Here is an 18,523-nt window from a genome sequence, read left to right as displayed (position 1 = left end):
ACACGCTGTGAATACTTCCCTGTACGCTCTGCTCCGCCATCCCTGGCTCCGCAAGGTTTTGTGAGCTCAACCCCGCCGCAAAGACTACTTCCAAGAGAGCCTTCAGCTCTTCGCATATCTCTGGATAAGCTGCACTTTATCTGGCAGAGCCCAATCAACTTGAGCTATTCCCTGTTTCTGCAGCCAGTCATTAGCTTGCGAGAAGTGCTGACAACCGAAAAACCCTCGATAAGCACTCAGCGGTGACGGGTGCGGTCCTTCCAGAACCAGATGACGATTGCGGTCAATGTGCCGGCCTTTCTTCCTGGCGTAGCTGCCCCAGAGCAGAAACACCACGCCCTCCCGCTCCCGGTTGACGGTTTCGATTACTTTGTCGGTGAAGGTTTCCCATCCCTTGTTCTGGTGCGCACCGGCGTTGCCCTGTTCGACGGTAAGCACCGCGTTCAGGAGTAAAACGCCCTGTTCTGCCCAGGGTTGGAGGCAGCCGTGGTCTGGCGGGGTGATGGCCAGGTCGGTTTCGATTTCTTTGAAGATGTTCACCAGCGACGGCGGTGTAGGCACGCCCGGTCGGACGGAGAAGCAGAGGCCGTGGGCCTGGCCGGGGCCGTGGTAGGGGTCCTGGCCGAGGATGACGACTTTGACCTGGTTCAGCGGTGTGCTGTTCAGGGCGTTGAAGCAGTGTCTCTGCTCCGGGAACAGTACTTTGCCCGCCTGTTCCTGGGCAGCCAGGAATTCGGCCAGTTGCAGCATGTAGGGCTGGCGGAACTCGTCCGCCAGCCACTCATCCCAGCCGCGGCCGGGCTTCAGTTGTTGAGCCAGTGCCTCGGCAGGGTGCATCGGCTTACTCGCTTTCCGGTTTCTGTTCGGCTTTGTGCTCCGGGCGCATGGCCGGGAACAGGATCACGTCGCGGATGGACGGCGAGTTGGTCAGCAGCATGGCCAGGCGGTCGATACCGATGCCCTCACCGGCGGTCGGCGGCAGGCCGTATTCCAGCGCCATCACGTAGTCGTCGTCGTAAAACATGGCTTCGTCGTCGCCGGCGTCTTTCTCGGCCACCTGGGCCTGGAAGCGTTCGGCCTGGTCTTCGGCGTCGTTGAGCTCGGAGAAGCCGTTGGCGATTTCGCGGCCACCGACGAAGAACTCGAAGCGTTCGGTGACGAACGGGTCGCTGTCTTTGCAACGGGCCAGCGGAGAGATCTCTTTCGGGTACTCGGTGATAAAGGTGGGCTGCATCAGGCGATGCTCAGCCGTGGCCTCGAAGATCTCGATCTGCACCTTGCCCAGACCCCAGATGTCCTTCACGTGGATACCCAGGTTCTTCGCCACGGCACGGGCCTGTGCGTCGTCTGCCAGCTGCTCACGGGTGATGTCGGGGTTGTAGCGCAGGATGGCGTCTACCACGGTCAGGCGCTCGAACGGTTTGCCGAAATCGTATTCGATGGTTTCTTCGCTGCCGTCTTTCAGTGTACGGGTGTTGATCACCGTGGTGGTGCCCAGCACTTTCTGAGCGATGGTGCGCAGCATGTCTTCGGTCAGGTCCATCAGGTCGTTGTAGTCGGCGTAGGCCTGGTAGAACTCGACCATGGTGAACTCGGGGTTGTGCCGGGTCGACAGCCCTTCGTTGCGGAAGTTGCGGTTTATCTCGAACACCCGCTCAAAGCCGCCAACCACCAGGCGCTTGAGGAACAGCTCCGGGGCAATGCGCAGGTACATGTCGATGCCCAGGGCGTTGTGATGGGTCACGAACGGACGGGCGGTGGCGCCGCCGGGGATCACCTGCAGCATGGGGGTTTCCACCTCCATGAAGTCACGCTCGGTGAAGTACTGGCGCATGGCGTTGATGATCTTCGACCGGGCATGGAACACGCGGCGGCTGTCTTCGTTCACCATCAGGTCCACGTACCGGTGACGGTAGCGGGCTTCGGTGTCGGTCAGGCCCTTGTGCTTCTCCGGCAACGGGCGAAGGGACTTGGTCAGCAGCACGTATTCGTCCATGGTGACGTACAGGTCGCCCTTGCCGGATTTCGACAGGGTACCGCGCACACCCACGATGTCGCCCATATCCCAGTGCTTGGTGTCTTTCTGGACATCCTTGGACGCGTAGATCTGGATGCGGCCAGTCATGTCCTGAACCACCTTGAACGCCTTGCGGTCGAGCATCATGCGGCCGGCAATGGCCACTTTGATACCCAGGGACTCCAGCTCTTCCTTGGATTTGTCACCGTATTTTTCCTGCAGCTCGGCAGCGGTGGCATCGCGACGGAAGTCGTTCGGGAACGGGTTGCCCTGCTCGCGCATGTTTGCCAGTTTGGCGCGGCGCTCGGCAATCAGCTTGTTGTCCTCGGGCTGTGCAGCGTTCTGGGTGTGTTCAGTCATGTTGGCTCACTAAGAAGTCGGGATTGTCCGGGTGTGGGTGAATGACGCTGATTACAGCGCCATCTTCAGACTGGCTTCAATAAACTTGTCGATGTCGCCATCCAACACCGACTGGGTGTTGCTGGTTTCCACCTTGGTGCGCAGGTCCTTGATACGGCTGTCGTCCAGCACGTAGGAACGGATCTGGCTACCCCAGCCGATGTCAGACTTGGAGTCTTCGGCTTTCTGTTTCTCTTCGTTGCGCTTCTGCATTTCCAGCTCAAAGAGCTTGGCCTTGAGCTGCTTCATGGCCTGGTCTTTGTTCTGGTGCTGGCTTCGGCCGGCCTGGCAGGCAACAACGATGCCTGTGGGGTTGTGGGTCAGTCGCACCGCGGATTCGGTCCGGTTAACGTGCTGACCACCGGCACCGGAGGCGCGGTACACGTCGACCCGCAGATCCGCCGGGTTGATTTCGATTTCGAAGCTGTCGTCCACTTCCGGTGACACAAACACGGAAGAGAAGGAGGTGTGGCGACGGTTGCCGGAATCGAACGGGGATTTGCGCACCAGGCGGTGTACGCCGGTTTCGGTACGTAGCCAGCCGTAGGCGTAGTCGCCCTGGATGTGAATGGTGGCACTCTTGATGCCGGCCACTTCACCTTCCTGCAGTTCGACGATTTCGGCTTTGAAACCTCGGCGCTCGGCCCAGCGCAGGTACATGCGCAGTAGCATGTTGGCCCAGTCCTGGGCTTCGGTGCCGCCGGAGCCGGCCTGGATGTCCAGGTAGGCGTTGTTGGCGTCCATTTCACCGGAGAACATGCGGCGGAATTCGAGTTTTTCCAGCTCACCATCCAGGCTTTCCAGGTCGGCCTGAATTTCCTCAACGGTGCCTTCGTCGTCCTCTTCCACGGCCATATCGAGCAGGCTTTCTGCGTCTGCCAGGCCGTTGGTGAGGTTGTCGATGGTTTTGACGATCAGCTCAAGATCGGAGCGTTCTTTACCCAGGTTCTGGGCCCGCTCGGGATCGTCCCATACGGTGGGGAGTTCGAGTTCCCGTTCTACTTCGACCAGTCGTTCACTGCGCTGATCGTAGTCAAAGATACCCCCTCAGCGCTTCGGTGCGCTCGCGAAGCTCTTTGATCTTCGTCACTATGGGATTAATTTCCATGAAACCTTGTCTCGCTTTGGAAAATGGTGCGATAAAAACAGAGGGCGGATTCTACCGGAATTTGTGGGTTAAATCAGCTATTCATGGCTTGGAGTAAGCACTGTGCGAGGTAGGGCTTTCCGAGATCAGTGCAAGCACAGGGTGGCTGGTAGCCTTTCCGGGAGACGCTGTGAATACTTCCATGTACGCTTAGCGAAAACATCCCTGTTTTCGATACTCCCGGAAAGGCTACCAGCCACCCTGCGCCCATAATGCGTTCGGGGCGCCCACACTCGACGGATTCAAAGGGGTCTGACCCTCGGGGTCAGACCCCACCCTTCTCTAGCGCCAATCTCCAACAAGAGTTCAGCCTAACGGCTCGAGATAATCCACCAGAAGCTGCAAATTTGTTCGACCCCGGAACGTATTCGCATCCGGCTTATAAACCACCCGCGCGCCACTCCGGGTAAAGTCCGGCACTTCCGGGCCGGTATTGAAGGCAATCCCATCAACGATGCCACCGCCATCCACCGGCTGCAGCACCAGCTTCAGATGGTTCTCGCCCACAATGCGCTGGCTCACTACCCGGAATTCGCCGTCAAACACCGGCTCGGGGAAGTGCTGCCCCCAGGGGCCGGCGCGTTTGAGCAGGTAGGCGGTGTCCAGGTTCAACTCTTCCGGGGCCAGGGGTCCGTCGGTGGTGATGGCGGCTTCCAGGTCTTCCGCCTTTAAGGTATCGCGCACGGCCTGGTCGAAGGCGTTGCTGAATCGTTCCAGGTCGTCCCGGACGATCGTCATGCCGGCGGCCATGGCGTGGCCGCCGTATTTTTTCATCAGGCCTGGATTTTTCGCGTCTACCACGGCCAGAGCGTCGCGGATGTGCAGGCCGGGGATAGAGCGGGCGGAGCCTTTTAGGTGTTCGCCGTCGTCATCGGGGGCGAAGGCGATGGTGGGGCGGTGGGTCTGCTCGCGGATTCTGGCGGCCAGGATGCCGATCACGCCCTGGTGCCAGTCCCGGTCGAACAGGGCCAGGCCCCAGGGCAGGCCTTCGATGTCGAGGGACATGGAGGCAAGCAGGTCCTGGGCCTGGGTTTTCATGTCTTTTTCGATGCTGCGGCGTTCGCGGTTGAAGTTGTCCAGTTCCCGGGCCAGGCGCAGGGCTTCGTCGCGGCTGTCGGCGAGCAGGCAGGCGATGCCGATGCTCATGTCGTCCAGCCGGCCGGCGGCGTTCAGGCGCGGGCCAACCACGAAGCCGAGGTCCGTAGCGCTGATTTCGGTGTAGTCGCGGCCAGCCACTTCCAGCAGGGCCAGGATGCCCGGTCGGGCTTCGCCTTTGCGGATGCGGCGGATGCCCTGCTCTACAAAAATCCGGTTGTTGTGGTCCAGCGGTACTACGTCTGCCACGGTACCCAGGGCCACCAGGTCCAGCAGGTTACCCAGGTTGGGCTCCGGGTCTGGCAGCAGGTTGTTGTCCCGCAGGTGTTTGCGCAGGGCGGTGAGCACGTAGAACATCACGCCAACACCGGCAGCGTTCTTGCTCAGGAACGGGCAGCCAGGCTGGTTGGGGTTAACGATGGCATCGGCGTCTGGCAGTTCGTCACCGGCCAGGTGGTGATCGGTGATGACCACCTTGATGCCCAACTCCCGGGCGGCGCGCACGCCTTCGATGGCGGAAATACCGTTATCGACCGTAACGAGCAAGTCGGGTAAATCGCCTTCGTCCTGCAACCGGTGAATGATGCCCGGCGTCAGGCCGTAGCCGTCGGAGAAGCGGCTGGGTACCCGGAAGTCGATCGCAGCCACGCCCAACATGGATAAGCCGAGCATGGCGACGGCAGTGCTGGTAGCGCCATCGGCATCGAAATCCCCCAGCACCATCACCCGTTGCTTCTGGGCAACGGCCTCGGCCAGCAGTTCAACCGCGCGATCAATACCGCGAAGCTGCATCGGCGACGCCAGGTGTTTCAGGGTGTATTGGAGCTGATCGTCGGACTGTACACCGCGAGCGGCGTACAGGCGGCGAAGGATGGGCGGCAGGTTTTGTCCCCAGCCCGTCACATCGGACGGCTGGGGGCGACGCAGGATCTTTTTAGGAGTCATGCCGGATCAGGCGTTCTTCCAATGCTTGGCGATAAAGCCCTGCACCTCGGACACGCTGTTATCCAGCACGGTGTAGCGCTCTTCCCGCTCAAACAGATCCGCCATGTGGGCAGGCAGTTGCGGCTTCACAACCAGGCCAGACTCGGAGATGGCGTCCGGGAACTTGGCCGGATGGGCGGTACCCAGGGTAATCATGGGCACGGCGCTGTCACGGCGGCAGTTGCGGGCGGCGCGCACACCGATGGCGGTATGCGGGTCCAGCAGGTATTCGTTCTGCTCGTAGATGTCCCGGATGGTATCGCAGGTGGCTTTGTCGTCCACCGCATCGCTGTCGAACAGCTTGCGGGCGTGCTTCCAGCGGTAATCTTCGATGCTGACCGGGCCCTTGGCTGCGCGCTCCAGCAGATCTTTCACCGCCGCACCGTCACGACCGTGCAGGTCGAACAACAAACGCTCGAAGTTGCTGGACACCATAATGTCCATGCTCGGCGACAGGGTATGCTCCAGCTGGTGCTGCTCATACTTGTTGCCGCTCATGAAGCGATGCAGGATGTCGTTGCGGTTGGTGGCAATTACCAGCTGACTGATGGGCAGGCCCATTTTTTTCGCCAGGTAACCGGCAAAAATATCACCGAAGTTACCGGTAGGTACCGAGAACGCCATGCTGCGATCCGGGCCGCCCAGAGCCAGGGACGCCTGGAAGTAGTAAACAATCTGGGCCATGATCCGCGCCCAGTTGATGGAGTTCACCGCCGCCAACTGGGTTTTGCCGCCCAGGAATGACTGGTTGCCGAAGCTTTCTTTCACCATGCGCTGGCAGTCATCGAAGTTACCCTTGACCGCGATGTTATGGATGTTGTCACCCTGCACCGTAGTCATCTGCCGGCGCTGTACTTCCGATACTCGCTGGTACGGATGCAGGATAAAAATATCCACATGCTCGCAACGGCGGCACCCTTCGATGGCGGCAGAGCCGGTATCACCGGAGGTGGCACCCATGATCACCACGTGCTGCTTGCGCTTTTCGAGCACATAATCGAGCAGGCGACCCAGCAGCTGCAGGGCAAAGTCCTTGAACGCCAGCGTGGGGCCGCGGAACAGCTCCATCACCCATTCATTGGTGTCCAGCTGAACCAGGGGCGCGACCGCCTGATGACTGAATACGCTGTAGGTTTCGCCCAGCATCTCGCGGAAATCATCCGCTGGAATGGCGTCTTCCACAAACGGGTACATCACTTTGTAAGCCAGCTCTGCATAAGGGAGCCCACGCCAGCTGCGGATTTCTTCCACACTGAAGTGCGGCAGTGATTCCGGCACATACAGGCCGCCGTCTGTGGCCAGGCCTGTCAGAAGAACGTCTTCAAAGCCCAGAGCGGGCGCTTCACCCCGTGTACTGATGTATCTCACGTGCGTACCTGTCAGTTAAAGTTTTCAGCGCGGATGCGGACAACCTTGCCATCGATGTCGGCCAGGGCTTCCATTTCCTCGATGGCCAGGTTCATCTGGCGTTCCTGAACGGTGTGGGTCAGGATGATGACCGGGATGCGGCCATCCTTGAATTCGGATTCTTTCTGCATGATCGATTCGATGTTGATGCCATGCTCACTCAGGATCGCGGCAATCTTGGCCAGCACACCCGGATGGTCGAAGGCCTGAATACGCAGGTAGTAAGCCGACTGCACATCTTCCATAGGCAGAACCGACAGGTCTTCCAGAGCCTCCGGGCTGAAGCCCAGATAGGGAACACGCTGCTGACTGCTGCTGGCAACCGCGCGGGCTACGTCAACGATGTCTGCGATCACCGCAGATGCTGTGGCCTCGTCACCGGCACCAGGGCCGTAGTACATGGTCTGCCCTACCGCATCGCCATCTACCAGCACCGCATTGAGCACGCCATCCACCTGGGCAATCAGGTGACTTTGCGGCACCAGCGTTGGGTGGACACGCAATTCAATACCGTCATCACGGCGACGAGCAATACCCAGGTGCTTTACCCGGTAGCCGAGGAGCTCGGCATGGGAAATGTCGTAAGGCGTAATGCCGGAAATGCCTTCGGTGTAGGCTTTCTCGAACTGCAGCGGAACGCCAAAACCTGACGCTGCGAGGATGGTCAGCTTGTGGGCTGCATCAATGCCTTCCACATCGAAGGTCGGGTCTGCCTCTGCGTAACCCAGGGCCTGGGCCTCTTTCAACACTTCACCGAATTCACGACCTGCGCGCATCTCGGTCAGGATGTAGTTACCTGTGCCGTTGATGATGCCGGCAATGGTGTCGATGCGGTTGGCCGCCAGGCCTTCACGTACCGCCTTGATCACCGGAATGCCACCGGCAACGCCGGCTTCGTAAGCGACAACAACGCCGGCCTTCTCCGCCGCCTCAAAAATCTCGTTGCCGTGCACAGCAATCAGCGCCTTGTTGGCGGTCACCACATGCTTGCCCTGGGCAATAGCAGCCAGCACCAGCTCTTTGGCGGCATCATAACCACCAATCAGTTCAACCACGATATCAATATCAGGATCATTCACCACATCGAAGATGTCGGTACTAAAAGGAACGCTGCCAAGCTCCAGGTCATCCCGGCTATGGCGACTGGCCACCCGGGTAATCCGGATATTGCAGCCCGCACGCCCCGCAATAATCGCGGCATTGCGAGTCAGGACATTGAATGTACCGCCGCCAACGGTTCCCAGTCCGCAAATTCCGACATTAACGTCTTTCAAGCTCTCACCTCTGATCCCGATGGGGTGCTGATGGATTGCAACAAAGGGCAATAGTATACCGATTCGGGGCCCTCTGAATAAGCCCTGAATCCGTTGCAGTTAACACGATAAACGTCGGAGCTGTGCGACAGCTCCGGGGTAAATCACAGAATCCCTAGACCCTCGGCCAGGTTTCGTGCAGGTACGTAGCCCCGGACCATGTTACCGTCTTCGAGAAGAATGGCCGGTGTACCGGTGACCCCTACCTGGCCACCCAGGCGGTACTGTTCCTCGACCGGGTTATCACAGCTTTTCTGGGGCACGGACTTCCCACCCTTGGCTGCGTCCATCGCTTCCTGCTGATCCTCAGCGCACCAGACCGACACGTACTTTGTGAACGAGGGAGTTCCAGGGCCGGAACGAGGGAAACCATAGTAGTTCACGGTGATGCCATAGTCGTTTAACTGCGGTACTTCGTCATGCATTTTCCGGCAGTAGGGGCAATCAATGTCGGTAAACACATCAATGACCGCCTTCTGCTCCCCCTTCGCCGGGTAGGTAATCACACCCTTGCCGGCAAACGCGGCCATCTGCTCTTTCCGTTGCCCGGCCCGCGACGCCTCTGACACGTTAGCTATACCGTTGTCGGTAATCTTCAACAGATCTCCGGTCAGCAGGTATACACCGTCGGCCGTGGTGTAAATGGTGTCGCCATTGTTGCTTTGCACTTCGTAAAGACCAGCCGCCTCCGATTCCCGCACCGAGGTCACTTTCAGACCAGGCACCGCATCCATCAGGCGCTTGGCAATTCGATCCTCGGCGTCGGCAGCACTCGCCCCGGAAACCCAGGTCAGCGACATCACCAGACCCGCCACAACGGCCACAATATTCAGATTCATAGGGCTAACTTACCTTCTGTGTTTGTAATTTCGAAACCTTGTGATGCGACACCGCCACTCAGCAAAAGTTCATCCGGCTAACATACCAGACTAGCCCCGGGGATGGTGTGCCTGGTGCAAATCCTGAAGCCGCTGGCGCGCCACATGGGTGTAGATCTGAGTCGTCGAAAGATCGGAATGCCCCAGCAACATCTGCACCACCCGCAAATCCGCACCGTGATTGAGCAGGTGCGTGGCAAAGGCATGGCGCAGGGTATGCGGAGAAATAGGCTTATGGATGCCTGCACGAATTGAATAATGCTTGATTCGGTGCCAGAAGGTCTGGCGAGTCATGGCCGTGGCCCGATTACCGGGAAACAGGGCGTTACTGCTTTTGCCCTTCAACAACTCGTTGCGGGCCTCTTTCATGTAGCGAACCAACCAGTCCACGGCTTCTTCGCCCAAGGGCACTAGCCGTTCTTTGCCGCCTTTACCACTGATGCGGACAACCCCTTGACGCAGATTAACCTGATCAACCGTCAACCCGGTCAGCTCAGATACCCGCAGTCCGCAACCGTACAGAATTTCCAACATGGCCCGGTCGCGCAGCTCTATTGGCTCCTGCGGGTCCGGCTCTGTGAGCAAGGCATCCACATCATCTTCAGTCAGGGTATCCGGCAGCCGCCGGGGCAACCGCGGGCTGTCGATTCTGAGGGTGGGATCTTCGGCAATCAGGCCCTCACGCAGCAGGAAGCGATAAAAACGACGAATGCCAGACAACCGCCGGGCTGCGGTACTGGTTTTGAGGCCATCCGCAAGCCCCCTCGACATCCAGGCCAGAAGATCGGTGCGCCGGGCATCACGGAGTGCTGGGCTCCCTGGCTGAGCCTGCAACCAATCGGCCAGCCTGAACAAATCACTGGCATAGGCTTGACGGGTTTTCTCACCCAGGCCATCTTCCAGCCAGATGGCATCAGAAAACCGGGTTATCAACTGCTCATCGTCTGGCCGGGGCAAGATGACACCTCTTCACTGGCTGCCTGTCGGCATTACAGCATAAAAAAAGCAGCCCCTCGAGGCTGCTTTTTTTGTTACTGATCAGCCAGAAGCTTGAATCAGTTAAGCTTTTCCTTGATACGAGCCGCCTTACCAGACAGATCGCGCAGGTAGTAAAGCTTGGCCTGACGCACGTCACCGCGACGCTTCACGCTCACGCTGTCAATCAGCTTGGAGAAGGTCTGGAAAGTACGCTCAACGCCCACGCCGTAAGAGATCTTACGAACAGTGAAGGAAGAGTTCATACCACGGTTGCGCTTGCCGATAACCACGCCTTCAAACGCCTGCAGACGCTCACGGTTACCTTCAGTTACGCGAACCTGAACAACCACGGTGTCACCCGGCGCGAACGCAGGGATTTCCTTGGTCATCTGTTCTGCTTCAAGTTGACTGATGATGTTGTTCTTGCCGCTCATCGTAATGCTCCTGATACCCAATCTTTCAATGCCCTGATGACTCAGAGACACCCGGTTCGTTAAAAATTTCTTCCAGAAGCTGACGCTCTTCTTCCGTAAGCACCCGCTTTTCCAGCAGGTCGGGGCGTCGCTCCCGGGTTCGCCTCAACGATTCTTTCAATCGCCAACGCCGGATCTGTTCATGGTGACCGCCCAAAAGAACTTCCGGCACCGCCTGACCTTCGTAAACCTCGGGCCGGGTATAGTGCGGACAATCCAGCAAACCGTCAGCGAAGGAATCCTGCTCCGCTGACTGCGCATGACCCAGCGCTCCGGGGATGAGGCGTGTTACCGCATCAATCACAGCCATCGCCGCCAGTTCGCCACCTGAGAGGACAAAATCCCCCAGAGACACTTCCCGGTCGACTTCCGCCGATATCAGGCGCTCATCTACGCCTTCATAACGACCGGCAACGAGAATCAGCTGCTGTTCGGCGGCCAGAGACTCCACCACCGACTGATCCAGCCTTTCGCCTTGCGGCGAAAGGTAGACCACACAGGCCTTGCCGGGTGCCGATGCCCTGGCCTCATGGATGGCATCCCTGAGAGGCTGAATTTTCATCAGCATTCCGGGGCCGCCGCCATAGGGCCGGTCATCCACCGTGCGATGTCGGTCGTGGGTATAATCCCGGGGATTCCAGCAGTTGAAGGTCAGTAACCCTTCACGAACTGCCCTGCCGGTAATACCGTAATCCGTCACCGCAGAAAACATTTCCGGGAACAGACTGACCGCGCCAATCCACACCCGTCAGAACTCCGGATCCCAGTCGACCACCATGCGCGAGTTGTCCAGATCTACCCCGTGAACCACCTGATCAGGCAGATAGGGGATAAGCCGTTCGCGCTGGTCAATGGAGCTCGCCGTTGCGCGCACCACCAGGACATCGTTGGAGCCCGTTTCCAGCAGGTGATGCACCTTACCCAGGCACTCACCCTCAACCGTGAACACTTCAAGCCCCTCCAGCTGGTGCCAATAGAATTCCCCTTCAGGCAATTCCGGCAACTGCTCGGTTGGAACCCGGATCTCGGCACCGCCATAGGTACGGGCCAGCTCACGATCATCAACACCTTTAAGCCTGACGACGATCCCCTGCCCTTGGCGGCGACCCTCCTCAAGCTTTACCGGGATACGCTTACCGTCCAGGACCAGGGTCCAGTCACGATAAGCCAATATCCCTTCCCGGGGATCAGTATAAGAGAAGACTTTAAGCCAACCCTTGACCCCGAACACCGAGGTGATCTGGCCGATCACAGTTTCCTGTGGATGCTGTGTCATGCCTGTCAAACCCCGGTCTTTACGTGCAATTAACCAGCAGTTTTAAGCAGCTGGGCAACGCGATCGCTTGCCTGGGCGCCCTGGCCCAGCCAGAAATCAACGCGCTCACGATTTACACGCAGACGCTCTTCCTGGCCGCGGGCAACCGGGTTAAAGAAACCAACACGCTCAATGAAACGGCCGTCACGGGAGTTACGGCTGTCAGTGACTGTCAGATGGTAGAACGGGCGCTTCTTGGAGCCGCCACGAGCCAAACGGATTGTTACCATTTCGACCAATATCCTGTTCTGTTGTACGAACTTTGTACGATTCTCACCATGCCGACTGGCGGCTGACGAGAAGACCCATACTCGAAAGGGGCGCTATTCTATGCCAAAAAAGCGCCAATGAAAACAGGGAAACGCTCGGTTTCCCCATTTTATATGTAAGGCTTTTTACATACGGCCGAACGGGGGCATGCCACCACCACCGCCGCCGGGCGGCATCATACCACCAAGACCACGCATCATGTTGGCCATTCCGCCTTTCTTGCCAAATTTCTTCATCATCTTCTGCATCTGCTTGTGCTGCTTCAGCAGTCGATTCACATCCTGTATCTGGGTACCGGAGCCGGCGGCAATGCGGCGTTTGCGGGAGTTGTTGATCACATCCGGGTAACGGCGCTCCTTGGGCGTCATGGAGCAGATGATGGCTTCCATCTGGCCAACCGACTTGTCATTGACCTGCTGCTGCGCCATCTGGGCCATCTGCCCCATGCCCGGCAACTTGTCCAGCAGGCCGCCAATGCCACCCATGTTCTTCATCTGCTGGAGCTGGTCGCGAAAATCCTCCAGATCAAACCCCTTACCCTTCTTGATCTTTTTGGTAAGTTTCTCGGCCTTCTGTTTATCCAGCTTGCGCTCGGCCTCCTCAATAAGGGAAAGCACATCCCCCATACCCAGAATGCGGGAAGCAACACGGTCCGGATAAAACGGCTCCAGAGCATCAGATTTCTCGCCAACACCCAGGAACTTGATCGGCTTGCCAGTTATATGGCGCACGGACAGCGCCGCACCACCCCGGGCATCGCCATCGGTCTTGGTCAGTACCACACCGGTCAGCGGCAGGGCATCGTTGAACGCCTTGGCGGTATTGGCGGCATCCTGACCGGTCATGGCGTCAACCACGAACAGGGTTTCCACCGGGTTCACGGCCTTATGCAGCCGACCGATCTCACCCATCATCTGCTCGTCTACGTGCAGACGCCCGGCGGTATCGAGAATCACCACATCGATATGCTTGCGGCGCGCCGCCTCAATCGCCCCGTTCGCAATGTCCACGGGGTCCTGTTCGGTGGTGCTGGGGAAAAACTCGACACCCACTTCACCGGCCAGGGTTTCCAGCTGCCGGATGGCCGCCGGCCGATAGATATCGGCACTGACCACCAGCACGGATTTTTTCTGACGCTCTTTAAGGAAGCGGGAGAGCTTGGCGACCGTCGTGGTTTTACCAGCCCCCTGCAAGCCAGCCATCATGATCACCGCCGGCGGCCGGGTAGACAGGTTGAGGGATTCATTGCCCTCGCCCATCACACGCTCCAGCTCCTGCTGGACAACCTTTACAAACACCTGACCCGGCGTGAGGCTGCGCTGGACTTCCTGACCAATAGCCCGCTGCCGGACACCTTCGATGAAATCCTTGACCACCGGCAGCGCGACGTCTGCTTCCAGCAGCGCCATACGAACTTCGCGAAGCGTGTCTTTGATGTTGTCGTCGGTCAGGCGTGCCTGGCCGGAGATCTTGCGCAAGCTACCGGATAGCCGGTCCTGGAGGTTCTCAAACATGTTGCTCTTCCGTACCCCGGAGAAATTGTTCACACAAATCAAGAAGCCAGCCCGGGCTGCTTGATTCCTGTTGCATAATCGCGACATTATACCCAGACTACGGAGCCTCTGAACAACTCCGTGCCCGCTTTCATTACAAGGCAACACACTAAGGATGTCATGGGAACGCTGATTCTCGCGGTTACCGCACTCTTTCTTTACAGCGTTGGAACCGCCCTGCAAGCTCTGCATTTCAGGGGACGGGTACAGAGTAATCTGGCCATCACCACCCTGATTGGCATCCTGGCACTGATTGGCCATGGCCTGCTGATTGCCCAGACCGTGCACATGGATGGCGGCTTCGATTTGAGCTTCTTCAAAAGTTCCGTGCTCATTTCCTGGCTGATCGTGTTTCTGTTATTGGGGCTGAACCTGACCAAGCCCGTCGCAAGCCTGTTCCTCGGGGCCTACCCAATCGCGGCACTGACGATTGTGATGACGCTGATCACCCACACCCCCTCCCGCCTTGTGCCAGACCAGAGCTATGGCATGCTGTCGCACATCGCGTTGTCAGTGACAGCCTACAGCCTGTTCACCCTGGCGGCCATTCAGGCGGTACTGCTGTACTTCCAGAACCGGCAGCTCAAACACAACTACAACAGCTTGCTGGTCCGCAACCTCCCGCCACTGCAAACCATGGAGTCTCTGCTATTTGAAATGGTCTGGGCGGGCGTTGTCCTACTGGTACTGGCCATTGTCACTGGCGCAGTCTTCATCGAAGACCTGTTTGCCCAGGACCTGGCCCACAAAACGCTGTTCTCCATGCTCTCGCTGATGGTGTTTATTGGCCTGCTGGTAGGCCGCTACACCAAAGGATGGCGGGGAATGACCGCCAGCCGCTGGACTCTGGCCGGGTGCGCCTTGCTCATGCTGGCATTCTACGGCAGCAAATTCGTGCTGGAACTGCTGTTCCAGAGAGGCGGCTGATCGCCCGAATCGCTTGACACCACAAACCAACACACCCTATTTTCCACTCTTGTCGTCAATATAAGGGCTTTTCTTTTGAACGAAACATCGCTGACGGCGCTGTTCATTCTTCTTGTCGGCCTGATTATCCTGTCGGGCTTCTTCTCAAGCTCAGAGACGGGAATGATGTCCCTCAACCGGTACCGCCTGAAACACATGGCGAAAACCGGCCATAAAGGCGCACGCCGCGCCCAGAAACTCCTGAACCGGACCGACCAGTTGATTGGCGTTATTCTGATCGGCAACAACTTCGTCAATATCTTTGCCTCGGCCATCGCCACGGTGATCGCCATCCGGATCTGGGGCGATGCCGGCATCGCTATCGCCACCATACTGCTCACCATCGTTATCCTGATCTTTGCCGAAGTTACCCCGAAAACACTGGCGGCCCTGTTCCCGGAGAAAATTGCTTTTCCTGCCAGCTATGTGCTCAGGCCGCTACTGAAGACCCTCTACCCGCTGGTGTGGGCGGTTAACCTGTTCACCACCGGCATTTTGCGTCTGCTCGGCGTATCTTCAGCCCAGGCCACAGAGGACCACCTGAGCCGGGAAGAACTCAGAACAGTTGTTAATGAGGCCGGCGCACTGATACCCGCCAAGCATAAAGACATGCTGGTAGGCATACTGGACCTGGAAAAAGTGACCGTAAACGACATTATGGTGCCCCGCAACGAAGTGGCGGGCATCGACCTGGAAGACGACACCGACACCATCCTGCGCCAGCTCAGAAGCAGCCAGCACACCCGCCTGCCGGTGTACAAGGGAGACATCAACAACATTCAGGGCATTCTGCACCTGCGCAGCGCTGCCAAACTGCTCCAGGAGCCGGAAATCAACAAGGCCATGCTGATGCAACTGAGCCAGGAACCCTATTTCATTCCGGAGAGCACCCCCCTGAACACCCAGCTTCTCAATTTCCAGAAGGGCCGGCGCCGCTTTGGCATCGTGGTGGATGAATACGGAGAGGTTCTGGGCCTGGCCACACTGGAAGACATCCTTGAAGAGATTGTGGGCGAGTTCACCACCGATTACTCCGCCACCTCACAAGACATCATTCCACAGGATAACGGCACCTACATCATCGACGGCGGTACAGCGGTCAGATCCATCAACAAGACCCTGGGTTGGAAACTGCCCACCGACGGTCCGAAAACCCTGAACGGCCTGATCACCGAAACCCTGGAAAACATTCCGGAAACCAACGTCTGCCTCAAAGTGGGTGGCCATCGGGTGGAGGTGCTACAGATCAAGGACAACGTGGTGAAAGCGGCGATTGTGCACCCCAAACGCCTCGGCAAACGGTCTCGGCCGGCCCTGGAACCCCGCCCGGCTCGGTGAACCGGACACGGCCGATGAGGCCGGCTTTTTGAATGACGTCCCAGGTTAGCGTTTATTCATGTTAATCCAACCAAAAATGCGCTAAATTTAACCAATAATTCAGAATAGAAGAAGAGCAAGCTCGGTCATGTATCCGGTTGAGGCGTAAACAGGAGTCGGCCATGAACAAGCAGTCCGGCATACATTACCTCCGCGAACACCGGGAAGCAGCCAGCTCCCGGCCGGTTCCTGCGGAGGTAACCCGTATCCGTGACACGGTTGTCGCGGGACTGGGAGATTTGCTGCAAGGGGCTTTTGACGCTGTCGATGATTCACTCTTCGAACTGGCGAATAATGCCCGTAGTAACAACGAGCAGAACCGGTACTTTGAAGCGATGCGGGAAATCCGCATAAAGCGCAAAGGGGTTGAGCGGCATTTCCAGAACGCCGTTGCCCAGTTCTTTGCCAACCCACCCCACGCCGGACAACTGCAAACGCCGGACGCCACCCAGCAGGCAAGTGCAGACACCCTGTCGCTGGTCGGCAATGATGACCTGGAAGAACAGGTTGCCCTGAATGCCATGATCACCAAGGCCAAGGCGCACTTCCAGGGGCCCCTGATTCAGCTGCAGGCAAGATTCACCGAAGTGTACCCGGACGCCACTGAAGAGGTGCCGGTTAACCCAATGGCACCGGAACACCTGTGCAGCGCGTTCACCGAGGCCATCCAGGCGCTGGAGATCCAGATTCGGGAGCGGCTGATCGTTCTCAAGCAGTTTGATCGCTACGTGGTGTCCAACCTGGGCATGCTGCTGGATGAAGCCAACCGAATACTGATTCAGGCCGGCGTCATCCCCAACTTCCGATTCCACGGCAAGGCTGGCCAACAGCAAAAAGCCTCAGGCAAGCCAGCCCAGGGCGAAGCGCCCAAGACCGTAGGCGGTGAAGCCGCCGCTTACGAGCAGAGACCTGAAGACACCGCCCTGTTTGATCAGATTCGCCAGATGCTGGCGCTGCAGAGGGCCAATTCAGGCCTGCCTCCACGTAGCGCGGACCCGGCCCTGCGGGTAGTCGGAGGACCTGAACTGGCAGATATGCTCAATTCCCTGCCTAGCTACGACAACCTTCAGGACAGCGAAGATCTAAGCACCGGCAAACCGGTGGAACTGGATCTCCGGCAGATCGTGCAGCAATTGCTGGCAAGAGCCGAAGGCCAGGATGGACGCAAGCCAGCACTGAATGAAGTAGACGAAGACCTGATCAACCTGGTCTCCATGCTGTTCGAGTTCATACTGGATGACTACAACCTGTCTGCTCCGGTACAGGTACTGATCAGCCGGCTGCAGATTCCGATATTGAAAGTGGTCATCAAGGACAAAAGCTTTTTCAGCAAGGCTACCCACCCGGCCCGCAAACTGCTCAACTCCCTTGCCCGCGCCGGTATTGGCTGGAGCTCCAGTGATGAAAAAGCCAGAGACAAGCTCTATGGCCAGATTCATAACGTCGTGCAGCGAATTCTCAACGAGTTTGACGGCGATGTCGCCCTGTTTGAAACCCTGAACCAGGAGTTCGAACAGTTCCTGGAGCGCGAAAACCGCAAGGCGTCTCTGGTGGAACAACGTACCCGGGAGTCTGAACGGGGCCGCATCAAGTCCCAGAAGGCCCAGGAAGCGGTCGACCGGCTGATCAAAGAAAAAGTCTCCCGATACCGCCTGCCCGAGCCGGTTCACGATATTCTGATTAATGGCTGGAGCCGGGTCATGTTTCTCGCCTACCTGCGTGACGACACCGAGCACCGCTGGCACGAGACGGCCCGGGTGGTAGACGACCTGATCTGGTGCCTGCATCCCCACGAGGAAGACGAAGAACGAGATCAATGGGTCCGGGTTGTTCCTGCCTTACTCAAGACACTCCGGGCCGGGCTGGAGGAAGTGTCTTACAACGCTTCTCGTCTGGACCAGATGATGGGGCAGCTTAAGCACGAACTGGCGGAAGCCTTCCGCACCAATGCGGCCATCGAGGCACGCCAGGACAGCCCTGAAGAGATCGAAGAAGAAGCGCCCACCGTGCATCAGACCGCCGTTGAGCGCCAGCAGGAACTGGAAGATGCTGCCATTGCGGAGTATGTAGCGAAGCTGGATGACATCGAGATCGGCAACTGGGTCGAGTTCAAGCTGGTCAACGGTACCAGCTTCCGATGTAAACTGTCTGCGGTTATCGAAGAGGCCGATTGTTTCGTGTTCGTCAATCGCATGGGCCTGAAGGTGATCGAGAAAACCAGGGTGGAACTGGCCCACGAAATGCGCCGGGGCCGCCTGACGCTTCTGGAACAGGGCGCCCTGATTGACCGTGCCTTGAATGCCGTCGTGGGTAACCTGCGCACCAAAACCGCCTGATTGCGATGTCAGAGC

Annotated in this window: 16 protein-coding genes; 3 read left to right on the top strand and 13 right to left on the bottom strand. The window is 58.2% G+C overall.

What is annotated here, in order from left to right; translation table 11 throughout:
- Positions 1–102 precede the first annotated feature (102 nt).
- The 13 genes from ung to ffh all read right to left on the bottom strand — a co-directional run bounded on the left by ung (position 103) and on the right by ffh (position 13,790).
- A complete protein-coding gene (ung, locus tag C7H10_RS02090; RefSeq protein WP_106693512.1) occupies positions 103–837 on the bottom strand; it encodes a uracil-DNA glycosylase in 735 nt (244 codons plus the stop codon).
- Between the two features lie 4 nt (positions 838–841).
- Positions 842–2,377, bottom strand: coding sequence for a lysine--tRNA ligase (gene lysS, locus C7H10_RS02085; protein WP_106693511.1), 1,536 nt, complete (start codon positions 2,375–2,377; stop codon positions 842–844).
- Between the two features lie 51 nt (positions 2,378–2,428).
- Positions 2,429–3,524 (bottom strand): peptide chain release factor 2 gene (prfB, locus tag C7H10_RS02080; RefSeq protein ID WP_106693510.1). Its coding sequence is split into 2 segments (ribosomal slippage): positions 2,429–3,451 and positions 3,453–3,524, totalling 1,095 coding nucleotides; the frame shifts between segments, so codons are not numbered across the junction.
- 345 nt (positions 3,525–3,869) lie between these two features.
- Positions 3,870–5,603 (bottom strand): single-stranded-DNA-specific exonuclease RecJ, encoded by a 1,734-nt coding sequence (gene recJ / locus C7H10_RS02075; protein WP_106693508.1) that lies wholly within the window; start codon positions 5,601–5,603, stop codon positions 3,870–3,872.
- A 6-nt stretch (positions 5,604–5,609) separates the two neighbouring features.
- Complete coding sequence (gene thrC, locus C7H10_RS02070) at positions 5,610–7,010, bottom strand: threonine synthase (protein ID WP_106693507.1); 1,401 nt, start codon at positions 7,008–7,010, stop codon at positions 5,610–5,612.
- 11 nt (positions 7,011–7,021) lie between these two features.
- On the bottom strand, positions 7,022–8,323 hold the full coding sequence (locus C7H10_RS02065; protein ID WP_106693506.1) for a homoserine dehydrogenase: 1,302 nt from the start codon (positions 8,321–8,323) through the stop codon (positions 7,022–7,024).
- Between the two features lie 143 nt (positions 8,324–8,466).
- A complete protein-coding gene (locus C7H10_RS02060; protein ID WP_106693504.1) occupies positions 8,467–9,201 on the bottom strand; it encodes a thioredoxin fold domain-containing protein in 735 nt (244 codons plus the stop codon).
- Positions 9,202–9,291: 90 nt separating this feature from the next.
- Complete coding sequence (gene xerD / locus C7H10_RS02055; protein WP_106693502.1) at positions 9,292–10,197, bottom strand: site-specific tyrosine recombinase XerD; 906 nt, start codon at positions 10,195–10,197, stop codon at positions 9,292–9,294.
- Between the two features lie 98 nt (positions 10,198–10,295).
- Complete coding sequence (gene rplS / locus C7H10_RS02050; protein WP_022988899.1) at positions 10,296–10,652, bottom strand: 50S ribosomal protein L19; 357 nt, start codon at positions 10,650–10,652, stop codon at positions 10,296–10,298.
- A gap of 25 nt (positions 10,653–10,677) precedes the next feature.
- A complete protein-coding gene (gene trmD, locus C7H10_RS02045) occupies positions 10,678–11,436 on the bottom strand; it encodes a tRNA (guanosine(37)-N1)-methyltransferase TrmD (RefSeq protein WP_061332295.1) in 759 nt (252 codons plus the stop codon).
- A 3-nt stretch (positions 11,437–11,439) separates the two neighbouring features.
- Positions 11,440–11,967, bottom strand: coding sequence for a ribosome maturation factor RimM (gene rimM / locus C7H10_RS02040; RefSeq protein WP_106693500.1), 528 nt, complete (start codon positions 11,965–11,967; stop codon positions 11,440–11,442).
- Between the two features lie 29 nt (positions 11,968–11,996).
- Positions 11,997–12,236, bottom strand: coding sequence for a 30S ribosomal protein S16 (gene rpsP, locus C7H10_RS02035; protein WP_058091782.1), 240 nt, complete (start codon positions 12,234–12,236; stop codon positions 11,997–11,999).
- A 165-nt stretch (positions 12,237–12,401) separates the two neighbouring features.
- Positions 12,402–13,790 (bottom strand): signal recognition particle protein, encoded by a 1,389-nt coding sequence (ffh, locus tag C7H10_RS02030; RefSeq protein WP_106693498.1) that lies wholly within the window; start codon positions 13,788–13,790, stop codon positions 12,402–12,404.
- Positions 13,791–13,949: 159 nt separating this feature from the next.
- Between ffh and C7H10_RS02025 the strand changes: the two genes are divergently transcribed.
- From C7H10_RS02025 to C7H10_RS02015, 3 genes are all read left to right on the top strand, one after another.
- Complete coding sequence (locus tag C7H10_RS02025) at positions 13,950–14,756, top strand: cytochrome C assembly family protein (protein WP_072677909.1); 807 nt, start codon at positions 13,950–13,952, stop codon at positions 14,754–14,756.
- A gap of 75 nt (positions 14,757–14,831) precedes the next feature.
- Positions 14,832–16,133 (top strand): HlyC/CorC family transporter, encoded by a 1,302-nt coding sequence (locus C7H10_RS02020; protein ID WP_106693496.1) that lies wholly within the window; start codon positions 14,832–14,834, stop codon positions 16,131–16,133.
- A gap of 161 nt (positions 16,134–16,294) precedes the next feature.
- Positions 16,295–18,508 (top strand): DUF1631 domain-containing protein, encoded by a 2,214-nt coding sequence (locus tag C7H10_RS02015; RefSeq protein WP_106693494.1) that lies wholly within the window; start codon positions 16,295–16,297, stop codon positions 18,506–18,508.
- The last annotated feature ends 15 nt before the right edge of the window (positions 18,509–18,523 follow it).

The organism is Marinobacter shengliensis (assembly GCF_003007715.1).
Lineage (GTDB): Bacteria > Pseudomonadota > Gammaproteobacteria > Pseudomonadales > Oleiphilaceae > Marinobacter > Marinobacter shengliensis.
This window is presented reverse-complemented; position numbering and strand designations above follow the sequence as displayed.